Source organism: Streptomyces sp. Ag109_G2-15 (assembly GCF_900215565.1).
Taxonomy (GTDB): domain Bacteria; phylum Actinomycetota; class Actinomycetes; order Streptomycetales; family Streptomycetaceae; genus Streptomyces; species Streptomyces diastatochromogenes.
This window is the reverse complement of record NZ_OCNI01000001.1, coordinates 4,259,915-4,281,357: the sequence shown is the minus strand read 5'-3', so window position 1 is coordinate 4,281,357 and position 21,443 is coordinate 4,259,915. Positions and strand designations below refer to the sequence as shown.

The 21,443-nt window shown below is 69.9% G+C and carries 17 protein-coding genes and 1 pseudogene; 13 read left to right on the top strand and 5 right to left on the bottom strand.

The features are described from left to right. Positions 1-15: 15 nt before the first annotated feature. Positions 16-615, bottom strand: coding sequence for a TetR/AcrR family transcriptional regulator (locus CRP49_RS19260; protein WP_097254484.1), 600 nt, complete (start codon positions 613-615; stop codon positions 16-18). 96 nt (positions 616-711) lie between these two features. On the opposite strand from CRP49_RS19260, the gene CRP49_RS19255 reads away from it, so the two are divergent. The 10 genes and pseudogenes from CRP49_RS19255 to CRP49_RS19210 all read left to right on the top strand — a co-directional run bounded on the left by CRP49_RS19255 (position 712) and on the right by CRP49_RS19210 (position 13,610). Further along, positions 712-2,328, top strand: coding sequence for a carboxyl transferase domain-containing protein (locus CRP49_RS19255; protein WP_097254483.1), 1,617 nt, complete (start codon positions 712-714; stop codon positions 2,326-2,328). Between the two features lie 11 nt (positions 2,329-2,339). Continuing rightward, positions 2,340-4,280 carry an acetyl/propionyl/methylcrotonyl-CoA carboxylase subunit alpha gene (locus tag CRP49_RS19250; protein WP_097254482.1) on the top strand — a complete coding sequence of 647 codons (1,941 nt, stop codon included), beginning with the start codon at positions 2,340-2,342 and terminating at the stop codon, positions 4,278-4,280. Then, positions 4,277-5,218 carry a hydroxymethylglutaryl-CoA lyase gene (locus tag CRP49_RS19245; protein ID WP_097254481.1) on the top strand — a complete coding sequence of 314 codons (942 nt, stop codon included), beginning with the start codon at positions 4,277-4,279 and terminating at the stop codon, positions 5,216-5,218. The genes CRP49_RS19250 and CRP49_RS19245 overlap by 4 nt, the downstream gene beginning before the upstream one ends. Before the next feature lie 5 nt (positions 5,219-5,223). Then, complete coding sequence (locus tag CRP49_RS19240) at positions 5,224-6,384, top strand: acyl-CoA dehydrogenase family protein (RefSeq protein ID WP_097257443.1); 1,161 nt, start codon at positions 5,224-5,226, stop codon at positions 6,382-6,384. Positions 6,385-6,523: 139 nt separating this feature from the next. Then, the gene (locus CRP49_RS19235; RefSeq protein WP_097254480.1) at positions 6,524-7,570 is read left to right on the top strand and encodes an ABC transporter substrate-binding protein; all 1,047 of its coding nucleotides are present in this window, start codon (positions 6,524-6,526) and stop codon (positions 7,568-7,570) included. A 44-nt stretch (positions 7,571-7,614) separates the two neighbouring features. Next, entirely contained in the window at positions 7,615-8,436 is an 822-nt protein-coding gene (locus CRP49_RS19230) for a siderophore-interacting protein (RefSeq protein ID WP_097254479.1), read from the top strand. A gap of 145 nt (positions 8,437-8,581) precedes the next feature. Next, positions 8,582-10,047: pseudogene (desA, locus tag CRP49_RS19225) on the top strand (lysine decarboxylase DesA). Then, positions 10,031-11,317, top strand: coding sequence for a lysine N(6)-hydroxylase/L-ornithine N(5)-oxygenase family protein (locus CRP49_RS19220; protein ID WP_097254478.1), 1,287 nt, complete (start codon positions 10,031-10,033; stop codon positions 11,315-11,317). The pseudogene desA and the gene CRP49_RS19220 overlap by 17 nt, the downstream one beginning before the upstream one ends. Continuing rightward, on the top strand, positions 11,314-11,844 hold the full coding sequence (locus tag CRP49_RS19215; protein WP_097254477.1) for a GNAT family N-acetyltransferase: 531 nt from the start codon (positions 11,314-11,316) through the stop codon (positions 11,842-11,844). Before CRP49_RS19220 ends, CRP49_RS19215 begins: the two co-directional genes overlap by 4 nt. Beyond that, positions 11,841-13,610 (top strand): IucA/IucC family siderophore biosynthesis protein, encoded by a 1,770-nt coding sequence (locus CRP49_RS19210; RefSeq protein WP_097254476.1) that lies wholly within the window; start codon positions 11,841-11,843, stop codon positions 13,608-13,610. Before CRP49_RS19215 ends, CRP49_RS19210 begins: the two co-directional genes overlap by 4 nt. Before the next feature lie 67 nt (positions 13,611-13,677). On the opposite strand, the gene CRP49_RS19205 is transcribed toward CRP49_RS19210, so the two are convergent. Further along, a complete protein-coding gene (locus CRP49_RS19205; protein WP_097254475.1) occupies positions 13,678-15,279 on the bottom strand; it encodes a beta-N-acetylhexosaminidase in 1,602 nt (533 codons plus the stop codon). Positions 15,280-15,341: 62 nt separating this feature from the next. On the opposite strand from CRP49_RS19205, the gene CRP49_RS19200 reads away from it, so the two are divergent. Next, on the top strand, positions 15,342-16,223 hold the full coding sequence (locus CRP49_RS19200) for a DUF4429 domain-containing protein (RefSeq protein WP_097254474.1): 882 nt from the start codon (positions 15,342-15,344) through the stop codon (positions 16,221-16,223). A 33-nt stretch (positions 16,224-16,256) separates the two neighbouring features. Here the strand turns inward: CRP49_RS19200 and CRP49_RS19195 are convergent, their stop codons facing one another. Further along, entirely contained in the window at positions 16,257-17,822 is a 1,566-nt protein-coding gene (locus tag CRP49_RS19195) for a metallophosphoesterase family protein (RefSeq protein WP_097254473.1), read from the bottom strand. A 165-nt stretch (positions 17,823-17,987) separates the two neighbouring features. Here CRP49_RS19195 and CRP49_RS19190 point away from each other — a divergent pair, with 165 nt between their 5' ends. Continuing rightward, positions 17,988-18,245, top strand: coding sequence for a hypothetical protein (locus CRP49_RS19190; RefSeq protein WP_097254472.1), 258 nt, complete (start codon positions 17,988-17,990; stop codon positions 18,243-18,245). Between the two features lie 37 nt (positions 18,246-18,282). After that, the gene (glmS, locus tag CRP49_RS19185) at positions 18,283-20,100 is read left to right on the top strand and encodes a glutamine--fructose-6-phosphate transaminase (isomerizing) (protein ID WP_097254471.1); all 1,818 of its coding nucleotides are present in this window, start codon (positions 18,283-18,285) and stop codon (positions 20,098-20,100) included. 119 nt (positions 20,101-20,219) lie between these two features. On the opposite strand, the gene CRP49_RS19180 is transcribed toward glmS, so the two are convergent. Next, positions 20,220-20,780 carry a GPR1/FUN34/YaaH family transporter gene (locus CRP49_RS19180; RefSeq protein ID WP_097254470.1) on the bottom strand — a complete coding sequence of 187 codons (561 nt, stop codon included), beginning with the start codon at positions 20,778-20,780 and terminating at the stop codon, positions 20,220-20,222. A 124-nt stretch (positions 20,781-20,904) separates the two neighbouring features. Further along, the gene (locus CRP49_RS19175; RefSeq protein ID WP_094214432.1) at positions 20,905-21,432 is read right to left on the bottom strand and encodes a universal stress protein; all 528 of its coding nucleotides are present in this window, start codon (positions 21,430-21,432) and stop codon (positions 20,905-20,907) included. Positions 21,433-21,443 lie beyond the last annotated feature (11 nt).

Genomic DNA, 21,443 nt, shown 5'->3' with positions numbered 1-21,443 from the left:
GGCGAGGCCTGCGGCTCAGTCGCTCCCCGCCGCCGCGAACGCCCCCCGCGCCATCCGGTGCAGCAACTCCGCCATGGCCCCGCGGCCGGGCAGGGTGCCGGCGCGGCCGAGGTGCGGGGTGGAGTTCAGCAGGCCGAAGACCGAGTGGACGGCGGAGCGGGCCGACGGCTCCGACAGGGCCGGGTACACCTCGCGGACCACCTCCACCCACAGCTCCACGTACTGCCGCTGCAGCTGGCGCACCAGCTTGCGGTCGCTGTCGCGGAGGCGGTCCAGCTCGCGGTCGTGGAGGGTGATCAGGGGGCGGTCGTCCAGGGCGAAGTCGATGTGACCCTCGATGAGGGAGTCGAGGACGTCGGAGGGGCCGGTGTGGCCGTCGGACTCCGCCAGGCGCCGCTTCGCCCCGGTCAGCAGCTGGCCGCTGATGCCCACCAGCAGCTCCGCGAGCATCGCGTCCTTGCCCGGGAAGTGCCGGTACAGACCGGGGCCGCTGATGCCGACCGCGGCGCCTATCTCGTCGACACCGACGCCATGGAAGCCGCGCTCGGCGAAGAGCCGGGCGGCCTCCTTGAGGATCTGCTCGCGACGGGTGGGGGCGTCGGTTCTGGTGACCATGCCAGCAATTCTAGACAGCGAGGTTAGCGGTCGTTAACCTGGAGGAAATGGTTAACGCTCATTAACAGTACGACCACTGGGTGAGGGGACCGCAGGATGCAGGAGGCACCGGAGCTGACGAGCGCGGCAGATCCCGCGTCGGAGGCCTGGCGGGCCAATGAACAGGCCCATCTCGCACTCGTCGAGGAGCTGCGCGGCAAGCTGGCCGCCGCGGCCCTCGGCGGCGGCGAGAAGGCCCGCGCCCGGCACACCGCGCGCGGCAAGCTGCTGCCGAGGGACCGGGTGGACACACTGCTCGACCCCGGGTCGCCCTTCCTGGAGCTGGCCCCGCTCGCGGCCGACGGGATGTACGACGGGCAGGCACCGGCCGCCGGTGTGATCGCCGGGATCGGGCGGGTCAGCGGGCGCGAGTGCGTGATCGTCGCCAACGACGCCACCGTCAAGGGCGGCACGTACTACCCGATGACGGTGAAGAAGCACCTGCGGGCGCAGGAGGTCGCCCTGGAGAACCGGCTGCCCTGCGTCTACCTGGTCGACTCCGGGGGCGCCTTCCTGCCCATGCAGGACGAGGTCTTCCCCGACCGGGAGCACTTCGGGCGGATCTTCTACAACCAGGCGCGGATGTCCGGCGCCGGGATCCCGCAGATCGCGGCGGTCCTCGGCTCGTGCACGGCGGGTGGGGCGTACGTGCCCGCCATGAGCGACGAGGCCGTGATCGTCCGTAACCAGGGCACGATCTTCCTCGGCGGCCCGCCGCTGGTGAAGGCCGCCACCGGTGAGGTCGTCACCGCGGAGGAGCTGGGCGGCGGCGAGGTCCACTCCCGGATCTCCGGCGTCACCGACCACCTCGCCGAGGACGACCCGCACGCCCTGCGCATCGTGCGGAACATCGTCGCCACCCTGCCCGCCCGGCAGTCCCTCCCCTGGGAGGTCACGCCGGTCGCGGAGCCGAAGGTGGACCCGTACGGGCTCTACGGCGCCGTTCCCGTGGACTCCCGTACCCCCTACGACGTACGCGAGATCATCGCGCGCGTGGTGGACGGCTCCCGCTTCGCCGAGTTCAAGTCCGAGTTCGGGCAGACCCTGATCACCGGCTTCGCCCGGATCCACGGCCACCCGGTCGGGATCGTCGCCAACAACGGCATCCTGTTCTCCGAGTCCGCCCAGAAGGGCGCCCACTTCATCGAGCTGTGCGACCAGCGCGGCATCCCGCTGGTGTTCCTGCAGAACATCTCCGGCTTCATGGTCGGCCGGGACTACGAGGCGGGCGGCATCGCCAAGCACGGCGCCAAGATGGTGACGGCCGTGGCGTGCACCAGGGTCCCCAAGCTGACCGTGGTCGTCGGCGGCTCGTACGGCGCCGGCAACTACTCGATGTGCGGCCGGGCCTACTCCCCGCGCTTCCTGTGGATGTGGCCCAACGCCAAGATCTCGGTCATGGGCGGCGAGCAGGCCGCCTCCGTCCTCGCCACGGTCAAGCGCGACCAGCTGGAGGCGCGCGGCGAGGACTGGCCGGCCGAGGACGAGGAGTCCTTCAAGGCGCCGATCCGCGCGCAGTACGAGCGCCAGGGCAACGCCTACTACGCCACCGCCCGGCTCTGGGACGACGGTGTGATCGACCCGCTGGAGACCCGTCAGGTGCTGGGCCTCGCCCTGACCGCCTGTGCCAACGCGCCCCTGGGAGACCCCCAGTTCGGCGTCTTCCGGATGTGAGGAGGGGAACCGTGTTCGACACAGTGCTGGTGGCCAACCGGGGCGAGATCGCCGTACGCGTCATCCGTACGCTCCGCTCGCTGGGCGTGCGCTCGGTGGCGGTCTTCTCCGACGCCGACGCCGACGCGCGGCACGTCCGGGAGGCCGACACGGCGGTACGGATCGGTCCGGCGCCGGCCGCCGAGAGCTATCTGTCCGTGGAGCGGCTCCTTGAGGCCGCCGCCCGCACCGGCGCCCAGGCGGTGCATCCCGGGTACGGCTTCCTCGCCGAGAACGCGGGCTTCGCGCGCGCGTGCGAGGAGGCGGGGCTGGTCTTCATCGGCCCGCCGGCCGACGCCATCGCGTTGATGGGCGACAAGATCCGCGCCAAGGAGACGGTGAAGGCCGCCGGGGTGCCGGTCGTGCCGGGTTCCAGTGGCAGCGGGCTCTCCGACGTCCGACTGGCCGAAGCCGCCCGCGAGATCGGGACCCCCGTGCTGCTGAAGCCGAGCGCCGGCGGCGGCGGCAAGGGCATGCGCCTGGTCCGGGACGTGACCCGGCTGGAGGAGGAGATCGCGGCCGCCCGCCGCGAGGCCCGCGCCTCCTTCGGTGACGACACGCTCCTGGTGGAGCGGTGGGTGGACCGGCCCCGGCACATCGAGATCCAGGTGCTGGCGGACGGCCACGGGAACGTGGTCCACCTCGGCGAGCGCGAGTGCTCGCTGCAGCGGCGGCACCAGAAGATCATCGAGGAGGCACCGAGCGTGCTCCTCGACGAGGAGACCCGGGCCGCGATGGGCGAGGCGGCCGTACAGGCGGCGCGCTCGTGCGGGTACCGGGGCGCGGGCACGGTGGAGTTCATCGTGCCGGGTGGCGACCCGTCGTCGTACTACTTCATGGAGATGAACACCCGTCTCCAGGTGGAGCACCCCGTCACCGAGCTGATCACCGGCTTGGACCTGGTGGAGTGGCAGCTGCGGGTGGCGGCCGGCGAACGGCTGGGCTTCGCGCAGGAGGACGTGACGCTGACCGGGCACGCGGTCGAGGCCCGGATCTGCGCCGAGGACCCCGCGCGCGGCTTCCTGCCGTCCGGCGGCACGGTGCTGCTGCTGAACGAGCCCCAGGGCGACGGCGTCCGCACCGACTCCGGGCTCAGCGAGGGCACCGAGGTGGGCAGCCTGTACGACCCGATGCTGTCCAAGGTCATCGCGTACGGCCCCGACCGCGCGACGGCGCTGCGCAAGCTCCGGTCGGCCCTCGCGGAGACGGTCACGCTGGGCGTGCAGACCAACGCGGGGTTCCTGCGGCGGCTGCTGGCCCATCCGGCCGTGGTGTCGGGCGAGTTGGACACCGGCCTGGTCGAGCGGGTGGTGGACGAGCTGGTCTCCACCGACGTACCGGAGGAGGTGTACGAGGCGGCGGCGGCCGTACGGCTGGAGGCACTGCGGCCGCGCTCCGAAGGCTGGACCGACCCCTTCTCGGTGCCGAGCGGCTGGCGGCTGGGCGGGACTCCGAAGCAGCCCGCCTTCGACCTGCGCGTGGCCGATCCGGTCACGTACGCCCCCCGAGGCGCCCACACCGTCACCGACGACCGGGTGTCCGTCACCCTCGACGGTGTCCGGCACTCCTTCCACCGGGCCGGTGACTGGATCGGCCGGGACGGCGACGCCTGGCAGGTGCGCGACCACGACCCGGTGGCCGCCTCCCTCACGGGTGCCGGGCACGCGGGCGCCGACTCGCTGACCGCGCCCATGCCCGGCACGGTGACCGTGGTGAAGGTCGCCGTCGGCGACGAAGTGGCAGCGGGCCAGAGCCTGTTGGTGGTCGAGGCGATGAAGATGGAGCACGTCATCTCCGCCCCGCACGCCGGCACGGTCGCCGAGATCGACGTGACCCCGGGCACGACGGTCGCCATGGACCAGGTACTCGCCGTGATCGCACCACACGACAAGGAAGGCGCGGTGGCGGAATGAGCGCCGACGGACTGCCCATGGTCGTACCGGCCCAGGACCTGCCCGCGCGGGTGCGGATCCACGAGGTCGGCGCGCGGGACGGGCTGCAGAACGAGAAGATGACCGTGCCGACGGAGGTCAAGGCGGAGTTCATCCGCCGGCTGGCCGGCGCGGGCCTGACGACCATCGAGGCGACCAGCTTCGTGCACCCCAAGTGGGTGCCCCAACTGGCCGACGCCGAGCAGCTGTTCCCGCTCCTCGGCGACCTCGACGTCGAACTCCCCGTGCTGGTGCCCAACCAGCGCGGCCTGGACCGGGCGCTGGCGCTCGGCGCCCGCCGGATCGCGGTGTTCGCCAGCGCCACCGAGTCCTTCGCGAAGGCCAACCTCAACAGGACGGTCGACGAGTCGCTGGCCGTGTTCGACCCGGTGGTGCGGCAGGCGAAGGACGCCGGCGGGCATGTGCGCGGCTATGTCTCCATGTGCTTCGGCGACCCCTGGGAGGGGGCGGTCCCCCTCCACCAGGTGGCCCGCGTCTGCAGGGCGCTGCTGGACATGGGCTGCGACGAACTGAGCCTTGGGGACACCATCGGGGTCGCGACCCCGGGCCACGTCCTCGAACTCCTCTCCCTGCTCAACGAGGAGGGCGTGCCGACCAACGTCATCGGCGTGCACTTCCACGACACCTACGGCCAGGCACTGGCCAACACCTACGCGGCACTGGAACACGGGGTCACGACGATCGACGCCTCCGCCGGAGGTCTCGGCGGCTGCCCCTACGCCAAGTCCGCGACCGGCAACCTCGCCACCGAAGACCTCGTGTGGATGCTGCAGGGCCTCGGCATCGACACCGGAGTCGACCTCGGCCGTCTCGTCGCCACCAGCGTGTGGATGGCCGCTCACCTGGGCCGACCCAGCCCGTCCCGCACCGTCCGAGCCCTGTCCCACAAGGAGCAGTGATCACGATGGACCACCGCCTCTCCCCCGAACTGGAGGAACTCCGCCGTACGGTGGAGGAGTTCGCGCACGATGTCGTGGCGCCGAAGATCGGCGACTTCTACGAGCGGCACGAGTTCCCGTACGAGATCGTCCGCGAGATGGGCCGCATGGGCCTGTTCGGGCTGCCGTTCCCGGAGGAGTACGGCGGCATGGGCGGCGACTACCTGGCCCTCGGCATCGCCCTGGAAGAGCTGGCCCGGGTCGACTCCTCCGTGGCCATCACCCTGGAGGCCGGCGTCTCGCTGGGCGCCATGCCCCTGCACCTGTTCGGCACGGAGGAGCAGAAGCGCGAGTGGCTCCCCCGCCTGTGCGCGGGCGAGATCCTGGGCGCGTTCGGGCTCACCGAACCGGACGGCGGCTCGGATGCCGGGGCCACCCGCACCACGGCCCGCCTGGACCCGGACACCAACGAATGGGTCATCAACGGCACCAAGTGCTTCATCACCAACTCGGGCACGGACATCACGGGTTTGGTGACGGTCACCGCCGTGACCGGCCGCAAGCCGGACGGCAAGCCGCAGATCTCGTCGATCATCGTCCCCTCGGGCACGCCCGGTTTCACGGTCGCCGCCCCCTACTCGAAGGTCGGCTGGAACGCCTCCGACACCCGCGAACTGTCCTTCCAGGACGTCCGCGTACCAGCCGCCAACCTGCTCGGCGAGGAGGGCCGGGGCTACGCCCAGTTCCTGCGCATCCTCGACGAGGGCCGCATCGCCATCGCGGCCCTGGCGACGGGCCTGGCCCAGGGCTGCGTCGACGAGTCGGTCAAGTACGCCAAGGAGCGCCACGCCTTCGGCCGGCCCATCGGCGCCAACCAGGCCATCCAGTTCAAGATCGCGGACATGGAGATGAAGGCCCACACGGCCCGCCTCGCCTGGCGCGACGCGGCCAGCCGCCTGGTCTCGGGCGAGCCCTTCAAGAAGGAGGCGGCCCTGGCCAAGCTGTACTCCTCCACGGTCGCCGTGGACAACGCCCGCGAGGCCACCCAGATCCACGGCGGCTACGGCTTCATGAACGAGTATCCGGTGGCCCGCATGTGGCGCGACTCCAAGATCCTGGAGATCGGCGAGGGCACCAGCGAGGTCCAGCGGATGCTGATCGCACGGGAGTTGGGGCTGGTGGGCTGAGGTAGCTCCGGCGGCCCACAGGTCGTACACAGGTTCGGGCGCGAGGCGCCCCACCCCCTGGACATCGACTGAGGTTAGGCTAACCTACCTTCGAACTTGTCCGGCGGGCGCCTCGCCCCGTTCGAAAGCAGTCATACCCATGTCCCATGCCCGTGCCACCCACTTCACTCGCCGCGGCCTGCTCGCCGCGGGCGGCGCCCTCGGACTAGGTGCGGCGCTCGCCGCCTGCGGGGACGACAAGGGGAAAGACGCGGACTCCGGGAAGGCGGCCAAGAGCGGCAAGTCCGGCCCCTGGAGCTTCAAGGACGACCGCGGTACGACCGTGAAGCTGGACAAGGTCCCCGCGAACATCGTGGCGTTCACCGGTGTCGGTGCCGCGCTGTTCGACTACGGCATCCAGGTCAAGGGCGTCTTCGGCCCGACGAAGACCACCGCGGGCAAGGCCGACGTCCAGGCCGGCGACATGGACATCAGCAAGGTGACGGTCCTCGGCAACACCTGGGGCCAGTTCAACATCGAGAAGTACGCGGCTCTCGCGCCCGACGTGCTCATCACGACGATGTTCGACGCCGCCGGCACCCTCTGGTACGTCCCCGACGAGTCGAAGAAGAAGATCGCCCAGCTGGCCCCCAGCGTCGGCATCTCCGTCTACGACCGCCAGCTCACCCAGCCGTTGCAGCGCATGTGGGAGCTGGCCGAGTCGCTCGGCGCCGACATGAAGGCGGCCGCCGTCACCGACGCGAAGAAGCGGTTCGAGGACGCCGCCGCCCGGCTGCGCGCCGCGGCCAAGGCCAAGCCCGGCATCAAGGTGATGGCCGGTTCCGCGAGCGACCAGCTCTTCTACGTCTCCGGCACCAACCTCTCCATCGACCTGGAGTACTTCAAGGCCCTCGGCGTGAACTTCGTGGAGCCGCCGGAGAGCGCGAAGAAGCAGGGCGGCGGCTGGTACGAGTCGCTGAGCTGGGAGAACGTCGACAAGTACAAGGCCGACATCATCATGATGGACGACCGGTCCTCGGCGATCCAGCCCGCCGACATCACCAAGGCGACGTGGAAGAAGCTGCCCGCGGTCAAGGCGGGGCAGGTCATCGCGCGGTCGCCCGAGCCGATCCTGTCGTACGACAAGTGCGTCCCGCTGCTGACGAACCTGGCGGAGGCCCTGGAAAAGGCCAAGAAGGTCAGCTGAACCCCCCTCACATCCCTTCCTGAACCACAGCCTCAGGAGCCCACATGACCACGGCCGTAGCCGCCCCGTTCCGTTTCTTCTCCCTTCAGGTCGTACGGACGAGGCGGCTCGGGCCGTCCCTGGTCCGGGTCACCTTCGGCGGTGACGACCTGTACGCCTTCCACTCCGACGGGCGTGACCAGTCCCTGTCGCTGTTCCTGCCGCATCCGGGGCAGAGCGAGCCCGTCGTCCCGCTGGACCTGGGGGACGGGTGGTGGCAGGGCTGGCGTGAACTGCCCGACGACATACGGGCGGTGATGCGCTCGTACACCCTGAGGGCGCTGCGCCGGGCCCCCGACGAGATCGACATCGACTTCGCCCTGCACACCCCCGCCGGGCCCGCCTCGCGCTGGGCCTCCCGGGCCGCCGCCGGTGACCGTGTCCTGCTGCTCGGGCCGGCGATCGCCGACAACCGGGCCATCCGGTTCCGGCCGCCGGTCGACACCGACCTCGTCGTCCTCTGGGGTGACGAGAGCGCCGTGCCCGCCGCCACCGCCATCCTGGAGTCCCTGCCGGCCGGCACCCGCGTGCGCGCCTGGCTCGAAGTACCGCACGCCGGTGACATCCAGGACGTGGCGACCGAGGCGGACGCGGAGATCACGTGGCTCGTACGGCTCGACGGGTCCCCCATGGCCGTCGACGCCGTACGGGCCGCTCAACTCCCCACCGCGGAAGCGCCGTACGTGTGGATCGCCGGTGAGTCCGGCCGGGTGAAGGAGCTGCGCAGGCACTTCGTCGGTGAGCGCGGGATCGACCGGCGGCGCGTCACCTTCGTCGGGTACTGGCGGAAGGGCATGACGGAGGAACAGCTCCGCGTGGCCGAGTAACTCCCCCTGAAGTGACCCCAGTCACGGGAGAGGCACGCCTCGATCCAAAAAACTTAGGTTAGGCTAACCTAAGTTCACCTCCCCGGCCTCTCCCGGCCTCTCCCCGCATCTCCCCGCACGGACAGTCCCCTCGGAGGACCCCCACATGCGCTCGCACCTGCTCAATGGCCTCACAGCGGAGCACTACCGCCGCTCCGTGACCCAAGGAGTCGAGCGGGTGGCGGCCAAACTCGCCACCACCGACCGTCCGTTCACCGGCGTCACCGTGGACGCCCTCGCCCCCCGCATCGACGCGATCGACCTCGACCGGCCACTCGGTGACTCCGCCGCGGTCCTGGACGAGCTGGAGGACCTCTACCTCCGCGACGCGATCTACTTCCACCATCCCCGCTACCTCGCCCACCTCAACTGCCCCGTGGTCATCCCGGCGGTGCTCGGCGAGGCCGTGCTCTCCGCGGTCAACTCCTCCCTCGACACCTGGGACCAGTCGGCCGGCGGCACCCTCATCGAGCGGAAACTGATCGACTGGACGGCCGAGCGGATCGGCCTCGGCCCGGCCGCCGACGGCGTGTTCACCTCCGGCGGCACCCAGTCCAACCTCCAGGCACTGCTGCTGGCCCGGGAGGAGACCAAGCCAGGGCCGGCAGGGTGGGAAGAAAGGGCCAGCCTCGCCGACCTGCGCATCTTCGCCTCCGAGGTCAGCCACTTCAGCGTGAAGAAGTCCGCGAAGCTCCTCGGGCTGAGCCCGGACTCCGTGGTCTCCATCCCGGTCGACCACGACAAGCGGATGCAGACCGTCGCCCTCGCCCACGAGCTGGAGCGCTGCAAGAGGGACGGCCTCGTCCCCATGGCCGTCGTCGCCACCGCCGGCACCACCGACTTCGGCTCCATCGACCCGCTGCCGGAGATCGCCGAGCTGTGCGCCCAGTTCGGCGCCTGGATGCACGTGGACGCGGCCTACGGCTGCGGGCTGCTCGCCTCCCTGAAGCACCGGGACCGTATCGACGGCATCGAGCACGCCGACTCGGTCACCGTCGACTACCACAAGTCCTTCTTCCAGCCGGTGAGTTCCTCCGCCGTGCTGGTCCGGGACGCGGCCACCCTGCGCCACGCCACCTACCACGCGGAGTACCTGAACCCGCGCCGCATGGTGCAGGAGCGCATCCCCAACCAGGTCGACAAGTCCCTGCAGACCACTCGCCGCTTCGACGCCCTCAAGCTGTGGATGACGTTGCGGGTGATGGGCGCCGACGGCATCGGCGAACTCTTCGACCAGGTCTGCGAGCTGGCCCAGGAGGGCTGGCGGCTGCTCGCCGCCGACCCCCGTTACGACGTCGTCGTGGAGCCTTCGCTCTCCACCCTCGTCTTCCGCTACATCCCGGCGGCCGTCACCGACCCGGCCGAGATCGACCGCGCCAACCTGTACGCCCGGGGGCCCTGTTCGCCTCCGGCGACGCCGTGGTCGCGGGCACCAAGGTCGGCGGCCGCCACTACCTGAAGTTCACCCTGCTCAACCCCGAGACGACGGCGGCCGACATCGCCGCCGTCCTCGATCTGATCGCCGGCCACGCCGAGCAGTACCTGGGAGAGTCCCTTGACCGCGCGTCCTGAAGCCCCGACCAAGACCTACGACTTCGTGGGGATCGGGCTCGGCCCCTTCAACCTCGGCCTCGCCTGCCTCACCGAGCCCATCGCAGAACTCGACGGAGTCTTCCTGGACTCCAAGCCCGACTTCGAGTGGCACGCCGGCATGTTCCTGGACGGCGCCCATCTGCAGACCCCGTTCATGTCGGACCTGGTCACCCTGGCCGACCCGACCTCGCCGTACTCCTTCCTCACCTACCTGAAGGAGAAGGGCAGACTCTACTCGTTCTACATCCGCGAGAACTTCTATCCCCTGCGCGTCGAGTACGACGACTACTGCCGCTGGGCGGCGAACAAACTCACCAACGTCCGCTTCGGCACCACGGTCACCGAGGTGACGTACGAGGACGACCGGTACGTCGTGCGCACCCAGACCGGGGAAACGTTTCGCGCCCGTCACCTCGTCCTCGGCACGGGAACGGTCCCCTATGTTCCGCAGCCGTGCCAGGGCCTTGGCGGCGACTTCCTGCACAACGCGCAGTACATGCACCGCAAGGCGGAGCTGCAGACCAAGAAGTCCATCACGATCGTCGGCAGCGGCCAGAGCGCGGCGGAGATCTACTACGAGCTGCTCTCCGAGATCGACGTCCACGGCTACGACCTCAACTGGGTGACCCGCTCCCCGCGTTTCTTCCCCCTCGAATACACCAAGCTGACCCTGGAGATGACCTCCCCGGACTACATCGACTACTTCCGGGCGCTCCCCGAGGAAACCCGCTACCGGCTGGAGAAGCAGCAGAAGGGCCTGTTCAAGGGCATCAACTCGGACCTGATCGACTCGATCTTCGACCTGCTCTACCAGAAGAACGTCGAAAGCGGCGACCGCCCGGTCCCCACCCGCCTGCTCACCAACTCGTCGCTGACGAGCGCCCGTTACGAGGACAGCTCGTACACCCTCGGCTTCCACCAGGACGAGCAGGACAAGGACTTCGAGATCCACACCGAGGGCCTGGTGCTGGCCACCGGCTACCACTACGAGCCCCCGGCCTTCCTCGACCCGATCCGCGACCGCCTCCGCTTCGACGGCCACGGCCGCTTCGACGTCGCCCGCAACTACGCGATCGACGTGACGGGCCGGGGCGTCTTCCTCCAGAACGCCGGCGTCCACACCCACAGCATCACCAGCCCCGACCTGGGCATGGGCGCGTACCGGAACTCGTACATCATCCGCGAGCTGCTGGGGACCGAGTACTACCCGGTCGAGAAGACCGTCGCCTTCCAGGAGTTCGCCGCATGACCTTCACCTTCCGCCCCCTCGACCCCCTGAAGGACGCCGAGCTGCTGCACGGCTGGGTCACCCACCCCAAGGCCGCCTTCTGGATGATGCAGGACGCGAAGCTGGAGGACGTCGAGCGCGCCTACATGGAGATCGCGGCCGACGAGTACCACCACGCGCTGCTCGGCCTGCGGGACGGCGTGCCCGCCTTCCTGATGGAGAAGTACGACCCGGCCCACCGGGAGCTGGTCGGGCTGTACGAGCCCGAGCCCGGTGACGTCGGGATGCACTTCCTGACCCCGCCCACCGACACCCCCGTGCACGGGTTCACCAAGGCCGTCATCACCGCCGTCATGGCTCACCTCTTCGAGGACCCGGCCACGCGCAGGGTCGTCGTCGAGCCGGACGTCCGCAACAAGGCCGTGCACGCCCTCAACGAAGCCGTCGGGTTCGTGCCCGAGCGGGAGATACGGAAGCCGGAGAAGCGGGCGTTGCTGAGTTTCTGCACGCGGGAGCGGTTCGTCGCCGCGACGGGGGTGGCCGCATGAGTCTCGCCGACGCCGTGGCCCACCTGTCCCCGGAGCGCTGGGACACGGCCAACCGCCTCCTCATCCGCAAGGCGCTCGCCGAGTTCGCCCATGAGCGGCTGATCACGCCCGAGCCGGAGGGCGACGGGTACGTCGTCCGCAGCGACGACGGGCTCACCGCCTACCGGTTCGCGGCCACCCTGCGCGGCCTCGACCACTGGGCGGTCGACGCCGGCTCGATCACCTGTCATCGGGCCGGGACCGAACTCCCCCTGACCGCCCTGGACTTCTTCATCGAGCTGCGGCAGGCGCTGGGGCTCAGCGACGAGATCCTGCCCGTCTACCTGGAGGAGATCTCCTCCACCCTCTCCGGCACCTGCTACAAGCTCACCAAGCCGAAGGTCACCTCCGCCGAGCTGGCGCGCAGCGGCTTCCAGGCGATCGAGACCGGGATGACCGAGGGCCACCCCTGCTTCGTCGCCAACAACGGGCGGCTCGGCTTCGGCATCCACGAGTACCTGTCGTACGCGCCGGAGACCGCGAGCCCCGTACGGTTGGTGTGGCTGGCCGCGCACCGGTCGCGGGCCGCGTTCACGGCGGGGATCGGGATCGAGTACGAGTCCTTCCTGCGGGAGGAACTCGGTGAGCGGACGCTGGACCGTTTCCGCGCCACGCTCACCGACCAGGGACTCGACCCGGCCGACTACCTGCTCATCCCGGTCCACCCCTGGCAGTGGTGGAACAAGCTCAGCGTCACCTTCGCCGCCGAGGTGGCCCGCCGGCACCTGGTGTGCCTGGGCGAGGGCGACGACGAGTACCTGGCCCAGCAGTCCATACGGACCTTCTTCAACACCTCCGACCCGCACAAGCACTATGTGAAGACGGCCCTGTCCGTCATCAACATGGGCTTCATGCGCGGGCTTTCGGCCGCCTACATGGAGGCGACGCCGGCGATCAACGACTGGCTCGCCCAGCTCGTCGAGAACGACAGCGTGCTGAAGTCGACCGGACTGTCGATCATCCGGGAGCGGGCGGCCGTCGGCTACCGGCATCTGGAGTACGAGCAGGCCACCGACCGCTACTCGCCGTACCGCAAGATGCTGGCCGCGCTGTGGCGGGAGAGCCCGGTGCCGTCGCTGCGCGAGGGCGAGTCCCTCGCGACCATGGCGTCCCTGCTGCACGTGGACCACGAGGGGGCCTCGTTCGCGGGCGCGCTGATCGAGCGCTCGGGCCTCTCCCCCGCCGAGTGGCTGCGGCAGTACCTGCGGGCCTACTTCACCCCGCTGCTGCACAGCTTCTACGCCTACGACCTGGTCTTCATGCCGCACGGGGAGAACGTGATCCTGGTGCTGAGGGACGGGGTCGTGCAGCGCGCGATCTACAAGGACATCGCCGAGGAGATCGCCGTCATGGACCCGGACGCGATCCTGCCGCCGGAGGTGCGGCGGATCCGGGTCGAGGTGCCCGAGGACAAGAAGCTGCTGTCGATCTTCACGGACGTCTTCGACTGCTTCTTCCGGTTCCTCGCGGCGAACCTCGCCGCCGAGGGGATCCTGGAGGAGGACGGCTTCTGGCGTACGGTCGCGGAGGTCACCCGCGCGTACCAGGAGTCGGCGCCGGAACTCGCCGACAGGTTCGCGCAGTACGACATGTTCGCGCCGGAGTTCGCGCTGTCCTGCCTGAACCGGCTCCAGCTGCGCGACAACCGCCAGATGGTGGACCTCGCCGATCCGTCGGGTGCGCTCCAGCTGGTCGGCAACCTGAAGAACCCGATCGCCGGCTTCTGACGGCTCACACGAACGGACGGGCACCCCGGAGTACGGTCCTCCGGGGTGCCCGTCCGTCAGCGTGGGCTCAGCTCGCCGGCCAGGGCACCTGCGGCGACCGGTAGTACGTGATCCCGAGGGCCTTCCAGCGCGGGCCCTGGGCCGCGAGGCGCACCCGATAGCGGGCCCAGTCATGGGTGGCCGCCGGGGACCAGCCCAGCTCGGCCGCTCCCGCGAGGCGCGGGAAGGCCATGTACTCGATGTCGGCGGACTTGGTGAGGGTCTCGGACCACAGCGGCGCCTCGACGCCCTTGACGGCCGAGGCGGGTGCTCCGGGGAGGTAGGCGCCCGGGTTCCAGTCGTAGGAGCGCTTCACCTCCACGTAGCCCGCCCACTTCGTGCCGAGCCTGGTGTTCCGGGTGTACTTCATGTCGAGGTAGAGCCGGTCGGCCGGGGACAGGATCAGCCCGGTGCCGTTCTGGGCCGCCTTGGCCACCTGGGCCTTCTCCGCCGCGCTGGTGCCGTCCACGCCCCAGTACTGGGCGAGGGCGCCCTGGGCGGGGGTGGCGCCGGTCAGCTGGTGCCAGCCGATGACCGTCTTGCCGTACTTGGCGACGATCGGCTGCACCCGGTCCATGAACTTCACGTAGTCGGCGTGGCTGGTGGAGTGCGCCTCGTCGCCGCCGATGTGCAGGTAGCGGCCGGGGGTGAGCGCGGCCAGCTCGCGGATGACGTCGTCCACGAAGGTGTACGTCACCTCCTTGGGCACGCACAGCGAGCTGAAGCCGACCTTGGTGCCGGTGTACAGCGGGGGTGCGACGCCGTCGCAGTTGAGGTCGGCGTAGGAGGCGAGGGCCGCGTTGGTGTGGCCGGGCAGGTCGATCTCGGGGACGACCTCCAGAAAGCGGGAACCGGCGTAGCGGACGATCTCCTGGTAGTCGGCCTTGGTGAAGTAGCCGCCGTGGCCGCCGCCGACCTGGGTGGAGCCGCCGTAGGTGGCCAGGCGCGGCCAGGAGTCGACGGCGATGCGCCAGCCCTGGTCGTCGCTGAGGTGCAGATGCAGGGTGTTGATCTTGTACAGGGCCATCTGGTCGATGTAGCGCTTGACCTGGGCGACCGTGAAGAAGTGCCGGGAGACGTCCAGCATGGCGCCGCGGTAGCCGTAGCGCGGTCGGTCCTCGATGGTGCCGCCGGCGATCCGCCAGGGGCCGGGCTGGACGGTCTTCTTCTCGATCGAGGCCGGGAGCAGCTGACGCAGGGTCTGGACGCCGTGGAAGAGACCTGCGGGGGTGCTCGCGGTGAGGGAGACGCCGTGGGGTCCGCTGCCGAGGCGGTAGCCCTCGGCGCCGAACGGCCCGTCGGCCAGGTGGAGTCGGATACCGCCGCCGCCCTGCTGGGTGAGCGGCAGCGGGTAGCCGGTGGACGGGCGCAGAATGCCGGCGAGGTACGCGCCGATCCGGCGGACCTCGGCCGAGTCGTCGACGACGAGGCGGGTGGCACGGGCGATGCGGTACGGGTATCCGGCGGGCCTGACCGAGGCGGGCGCGGGGACCACCCGGTCGAGCGGGGTCGTCGCGGCCGCGCTCGGGACGGGCGCCGCGCCGACGGTGAACGCGCCTGCCGCCGCCAGAAGCAGCAGTGACCCGAGGATCCGGGTCAGTCGGGGAGTCGTGCTGTGGTTCGGTCTCACATGCGCTCCCTTCACGAGTGGTAAAGACCACTCTCCCGCAGATCCGGTGAAACAATCCCCGCATGGCGGAAATCATCCAGAAGGACGGCACCTGGGCGTTCGACGGCGACGCCCTCAGGCTGACCCCCGGGCGGGACAAGAACGTCGGTCTGCTGCGCGGCACGCTGGGTGAACTCGTCGTACCGCTGGGCGCGTTGGCGGGCGTCTCGTTCGAGCAGGGGAAGAAGTCGGGGCGGCTGAGGCTGCGGCTGCGCGACGGCGCCGACCCGCTGCTGCACGCCACCGGCGGCCGGCTCACCGAGCCGCACGACCCGTACCAGCTGACCGTGGAGTCCGACCGGTACGGCGTCGCCGAGTACTTCGCGGACGAGGTCCGCAACGCCCTGCTGCTGGACGGGGTTTCCCCGGACCCGGTCGCCGGGTACCTGCTGCCGGGGCCGTCCGTGCCGCTGTCCGCCTCGGCCGGGGACGGCACGGCGGGCTTCGACGGCGAGCAGGTGCGCCTGGAGTGGAACTGGAAGACGGAGGACGCGAAGGCCGCCACCGGCCCCCGGACCATCCCGCTCACCGAGATCACGGCCGTGGAGTGGCAGCCGGCGGCGGGCCTGGAGAACGGCCATCTGCGCTTCACCGTGCGCGGCGCGCCCGCCACCGCACCGCCGAAGTACGACCCCAACGCCGTCGAGCTGTGGGGTTTCAAGAAGGACCCGCTGATGGCCCTGATCGCGGCCGCCGTACAGGCCCGGCTGCCGCACCCGTCGGCCCCGCCCGCCGAGACGGCCCTACGACCCGGGCCGGCGCAGCTCACGAAGGCGCCCCCCGCCGAGGACGACCACGACGCACTGCTGCGACGGCTGCGCGAGCTGGGCGAGCTGCACCGCTCCGGGGTGCTGACGGACGAGGAGTTCGCCCTGGCGAAACAGGCGGTCCTGAGGCGCATGTAGACGCACACAGAGGACCGCCTGCTCTCAGCAGGCCTACTTGGCCTTGCGTGCCACCGTGAAGTGGTCGATCCGGTCGCCGGTCTCGGCGATGCCCTGGACCTTCAAGGTGGTGTAGCGGCCCTTCGGCGCGGGGGTGACGTCCACGCGCAGGAAGGAGTAGTTCAGGTAGCGGACGCGCGACCAGGTGACGGTCTCGTTCTGCTTGCCGTCCTTGAGGTTGACGAAGGAGGCGACGGAGTCGACCTCGTGCTCGTGGCCCTCGTACGAGTCCGGGGCGGTGAAGGCGTAGAGGCTGCGGCCCGCCGCACCGGCCGTGACGTACACCACGCCCTCGGTGTCGGAGTACGCCGTCTCGCCGATCGGCAGCTTCTTGACGACCTGGTTGCCCTTGATGACGTCGGTGCGCTCGTACTGGTGGTTGTGGCCGTTGATGACCAGGTCCACCTGGTACTTGTCGAACAGCGGCACCCACTCCTGGCGCACGCCCCCCTCCGAGGCGTGCGCGGTGGAGGTGCAGTACGCGCAGTGGTGGAAGAACACGATGACGAAGTCGATGTCGTCCGAGGCGCGGAACTTCTTCAGCTGGTCCTCGAACCACTTCGTCTGGGTTCCACCGGAGATGCCCAGGTTCGCCGGGATCTCGAAGGAGACGTCGTTGGGGTCCAGCGAGATGATCGCCGTGTTGCCGTAGACGAAGGAGTAGACACCCGGGAGGTTCTTCGCGTCCGGGCCGTTGTCGGGGAGGCTCCAGCGGGCCTCCTCGCCGCCGTAGCCGTTCGGCGAGTACCAGGCCTCCATGTCGTGGTTGCCGTACGAGACCATCCACGGGACCTGCTTGGCGACCGACTCGGTCTGGTACAGGAACTGGTCCCAGGTGCGCGAGTCGAAGCCGGTGTCGGTGGTCTTGCCCGCGCCGGACGGGTCGCCGTAGGCGATGTCGCCGGCGTGCAGGTGGAAGGCCGGGTTCTGGCCGAGGATCAGGCTGTCGTTGGCCAGGGCGTGGTAGCTGACGCCCTGGTCGCCGAAGGCCGTGAAGGTGAACGGCGCCTTGTGGGCGGGGGCGGTGGTGAAGGTGCCCAGGGTGCCCAGCAGGTGCGGCTCGGCCGGGTCGAAGCCCTGGTGGCCCACGCCGTAGTAGTAGGTCCTGCCCGGGCGCAGGTGGGTGAGCTTGGCGTGGATGTAGTACTGGGTGCGGTCGCCGCTCGCGCCGACGCCGGCCGGGGTGTAGAGGGTGCGGACCTCGGCGGGGATCTTGCGGGAGAGGTCGCACGGGTGGCCGCCGATGCGGATGAACGGGTCCTTCACCGCGACCGGGACCTGCCAGGAGACAGTGATCTCGGTGCGCGGGTCGTTGCCCCAGGCGAGGTGGCGGCCGAACGGGGCGACGTAGGCGCCGTCGACCTGCTCGGTGGCGGGGGCGGTGCGCTGGGTCGGTACGGCGGCCTGGGCGGTGCCGCCCGGTATGAACGCGCCGCCCGTGACGGCGCCCAGGGTGACTGCGCCGCCTCTGATCATGGTGCGCCGCGAGAATCTGGCGCGCAGGTACTCATGCTGCTCGGCCATGCTCATGCGCTCGGCCAGCTTCTCGGGTACTCCCATACGAGGAATGTCCATGGCGTCTGAAACTCGTGGGTCCGGACGACGCGGCACAAGACGCAGGATGGACAGCTTGCAAACAGCGCCCCATAAGAGCTTCAACAGGCAGCTGCCCGGAATCGGGCAGGATTCTTGCGAAACCGGCGCTCGTACCCCAGGATCTACCGGGTGCACGAGGAACTTGTCGATCATCTGACGCGGTCCACGCCCCTGAACCGGGGCGAGGCGCTGCGGGTGATCCAGGACGTGCTCGCCTACTTCGACGAGACGACGCAGGACTACGTCCGTCGCCGCCACCGCGAACTGCAGGCCCAGGGCCTGCAGAACTCGGCGATCTTCGATCGGATCGAGGCGGACCTGAAATACCGGGCGGTGGCGCCGCCGGAGCTGACGCTCAGGCAGCTGCGCCGCATGGTCTACGGCTGAGAACCAGTCGGAACCACGGACTGAGGAATACCTATATATGTGCGGAATTGTCGGATACATCGGGAAGCGTGACGTGGCGCCCCTGCTCCTGGAGGGCCTGCAGCGCCTGGAGTACCGCGGCTACGACTCGGCGGGCATCGTCGTCACCTCCCCGAAGACGGCCGGCCTGAAGATGGTCAAGGCCAAGGGCCGGGTGCGCGACCTGGAGGCCAAGGTCCCCGCGCGCTTCAAGGGCACCACCGGTATCGCCCACACCCGCTGGGCCACCCACGGCGCCCCCTCCGACGTGAACGCCCACCCGCACATGTCGGCCGACCAGAGGGTCGCCGTCGTGCACAACGGCATCATCGACAACGCCTCCGACCTGCGCCGCAAGCTGGAGGCGGACGGTGTCGAGTTCCTCTCCGAGACCGACACCGAGGTCCTCGTCCACCTGATCGCCCGCTCCCAGGCCGAGACCCTGGAGGAGAAGGTCCGCCAGGCCCTGCGCGTGGTCGAGGGCACCTACGGCATCGCGGTGATGCACGCCGACTTCTCCGACCGCATCGTGGTGGCCCGCAACGGCTCCCCGGTGGTCCTCGGCATCGGCGAGAAGGAGATGTTCGTCGCCTCCGACATCGCCGCCCTGGTCGCCCACACCCGGCAGATAGTGACGCTGGACGACGGCGAGATGGCCACCCTCAAGGCCGACGACTTCCGCACCTACACCACCGAGGGCACCCGTACGACGGCCGAGCCGACCACCGTGGAGTGGGAGGCGGCGTCGTACGACATGGGCGGCCACGACACGTACATGCACAAGGAGATCCACGAGCAGGCCGACGCCGTGGACCGCGTGCTGCGCGGCCGCATCGACGACCGCTTCTCCACCGTGCACCTCGGCGGTCTGAACCTGGACGCCCGCGAGGCGCGCAAGATCCGCCGGGTGAAGATCCTCGGCTGCGGCACCTCGTACCACGCGGGCATGATCGGCGCCCAGATGATCGAGGAGCTGGCCCGTATCCCCGCCGACGCCGAGCCGGCCTCCGAGTTCCGCTACCGCAACGCGGTCGTGGACCCCGACACCCTGTATGTCGCGGTCTCCCAGTCCGGTGAGACGTACGACGTCCTCGCCGCCGTCCAGGAGCTGAAGCGCAAGGGCGCCCGCGTCCTCGGCGTGGTGAACGTCGTCGGCTCGGCGATCGCCCGCGAGGCCGACGGCGGCATCTATGTGCACGCCGGCCCCGAGGTCTGCGTGGTCTCCACCAAGTGCTTCACCAACACCACGGTCGCCTTCGCGCTGCTGGCCCTGCACCTCGGCCGCACCCGTGACCTCTCGGTCCGCGACGGCAAGCGCATCATCGAGGGCCTGCGCAAGCTGCCCGCGCAGATCTCCGAGATCCTCGACCAGGAGGAGGAGATCAAGAAGCTGGCGGAGCAGTACGCCGAGGCCCGCTCGATGCTCTTCATCGGCCGTGTGCGGGGCTACCCGGTGGCCCGCGAGGCCTCCCTGAAGCTCAAGGAGGTCTCCTACATCCACGCCGAGGCCTACCCCGCCTCCGAGCTGAAGCACGGCCCGCTGGCCCTCATCGAGCCGGCCCTGCCGACGGTGGCGATCGTCCCCGACGACGACCTCCTGGAGAAGAACCGCGCGGCCCTGGAGGAGATCAAGGCCCGCAGCGGCAAGATCCTCGCGGTGGCCCACCAGGTCCAGGAGAAGGCCGACGAGACGATCGTCGTCCCGAAGAACGAGGACGAGCTGGACCCGATCCTCATGGGCATCCCGCTCCAGCTGCTGTCGTACCACACGGCGAAGGTCCTCGGGCGCGACATCGACAAGCCCAGGAACCTCGCGAAGTCAGTGACAGTGGAGTAACTCCCTAGGGGCGCGGGGAACTGCGCGACCAGCGCCCACGCACCCGCACAGGCGCGACGAACAGAACGGACCCCCACGTGTGCCACCGATCACGTGGGGGTCCCTTCCGTGCCGCTGCATCAGCCGGTGGCCGTCACCCCCCGGCGGGCGGCACGCCCGGGAAGCGCCGTCGGCCAGTGCGCGAGCGCCGCCGTCGCCGCGTACCAGGCAACCGCACCGGAGACCGCGGCCACCCAGCCGCCGACCTTCGCGAGAGAGGAGCTGTCGGCGAAGGCCGCGACGGCGAGCAGCAGCATCGCCAGGAACAGCAGCCCGTGGACGAGCTGGCCGAGGCTGTCCCCGCCCGCCAGGGTCAGCGTGAGCGCCACGAGGGCGAACAGCAGCAGGAACAGGCCGGCCGCGTTGGCCGACATCTGACCCGCGACGGCCCAGGTGAACCAGAGAGCGCCGAGGGCCACGAAGCCGGTGCCGGAGCCGCTGTCACCGGCGCGGAAGGCCAGCAGGCCGACGAGGAACAGGGCGATGCCGCCCACGTAGTGAGCGAGTGTCACGGCGTCGGATGCCCCTACGCCGTCGATCACGCCGGTTGTGCCGAGCCCGAACGCCAACAGGGTGACACCCAGGGCGAGTCGGCCGACCACGGTGGTGTTTCCGCTTCCCGCGGAGACGTCGTTGTCCACAGCGGGCTCCCTTCATGCAGTGCAGTTGCGCGGTGACCGATATATGCCCTTCACAAGGGCACAAACACCTCTACGCACGAGTAGTTTCGCGCTGCACAAAGGGAGTTGACAGAGCGTCGGAAGCTCAGGGAATGACGATCACGGGCCGCTGCGCACGCTTGGCGAGCCGCCCGGCCACGGAGCCGAAGATCCGGCCCACGATGCCGTGCGTCGAGCCGACCACGATCGCGTCGGCCTCGTACTCCCGCCCCACCTCTTCGAGTTCGTGGCAGATGTCACCGCCGCGCTCGACCAGGATCCAGGGCACCTCGGCCAGATAGTCCGCGCACGCCAGCTCCAGACCGAGCACCTCGGTGCGGTGGTCCGGCACGTCGACGAAGACGGGCGGCTCGCAGCCGGCCCACACCGTGGTGGGCAGCCGGTTGGCCACGTGGACGATGATCAGGCCCGAGCCGGAGCGGTGGGCCATGCCGATGGCGTAGGCGAGGGCGCGCTCGCTGGACGTCGAGCCGTCGAAGCCGACGACCACACCGTGCTTGAAGGCGGGGTCGCAGGAAGGGCTTGACTCTTCCGCCGCCAGGGGCTCGGCCGCCGTGGGATCGGCGACGGGCCGCTTGCGGTCCGCGGGTTCGAAGAATTCGTGACCGGCCATGGCTGTCTCGG

Coding starts and splice junctions, on each gene's coding strand:
- CRP49_RS19175 (WP_094214432.1), bottom strand. CDS start 21,432: ATGGCCGGTCACGAATTCTTCGAACCCGCGGACCGCAAGCGGCCCGTC.
- CRP49_RS19200 (WP_097254474.1), top strand. CDS start 15,342: ATGGCGGAAATCATCCAGAAGGACGGCACCTGGGCGTTCGACGGCGAC.
- CRP49_RS19240 (WP_097257443.1), top strand. CDS start 5,224: ATGGACCACCGCCTCTCCCCCGAACTGGAGGAACTCCGCCGTACGGTG.
- CRP49_RS19260 (WP_097254484.1), bottom strand. CDS start 615: ATGGTCACCAGAACCGACGCCCCCACCCGTCGCGAGCAGATCCTCAAG.
- CRP49_RS19230 (WP_097254479.1), top strand. CDS start 7,615: ATGACCACGGCCGTAGCCGCCCCGTTCCGTTTCTTCTCCCTTCAGGTC.
- CRP49_RS19255 (WP_097254483.1), top strand. CDS start 712: ATGCAGGAGGCACCGGAGCTGACGAGCGCGGCAGATCCCGCGTCGGAG.
- CRP49_RS19245 (WP_097254481.1), top strand. CDS start 4,277: ATGAGCGCCGACGGACTGCCCATGGTCGTACCGGCCCAGGACCTGCCC.
- CRP49_RS19195 (WP_097254473.1), bottom strand. CDS start 17,822: ATGGGAGTACCCGAGAAGCTGGCCGAGCGCATGAGCATGGCCGAGCAG.
- CRP49_RS19215 (WP_097254477.1), top strand. CDS start 11,314: ATGACCTTCACCTTCCGCCCCCTCGACCCCCTGAAGGACGCCGAGCTG.
- glmS (WP_097254471.1), top strand. CDS start 18,283: ATGTGCGGAATTGTCGGATACATCGGGAAGCGTGACGTGGCGCCCCTG.
- CRP49_RS19210 (WP_097254476.1), top strand. CDS start 11,841: ATGAGTCTCGCCGACGCCGTGGCCCACCTGTCCCCGGAGCGCTGGGAC.
- CRP49_RS19235 (WP_097254480.1), top strand. CDS start 6,524: ATGTCCCATGCCCGTGCCACCCACTTCACTCGCCGCGGCCTGCTCGCC.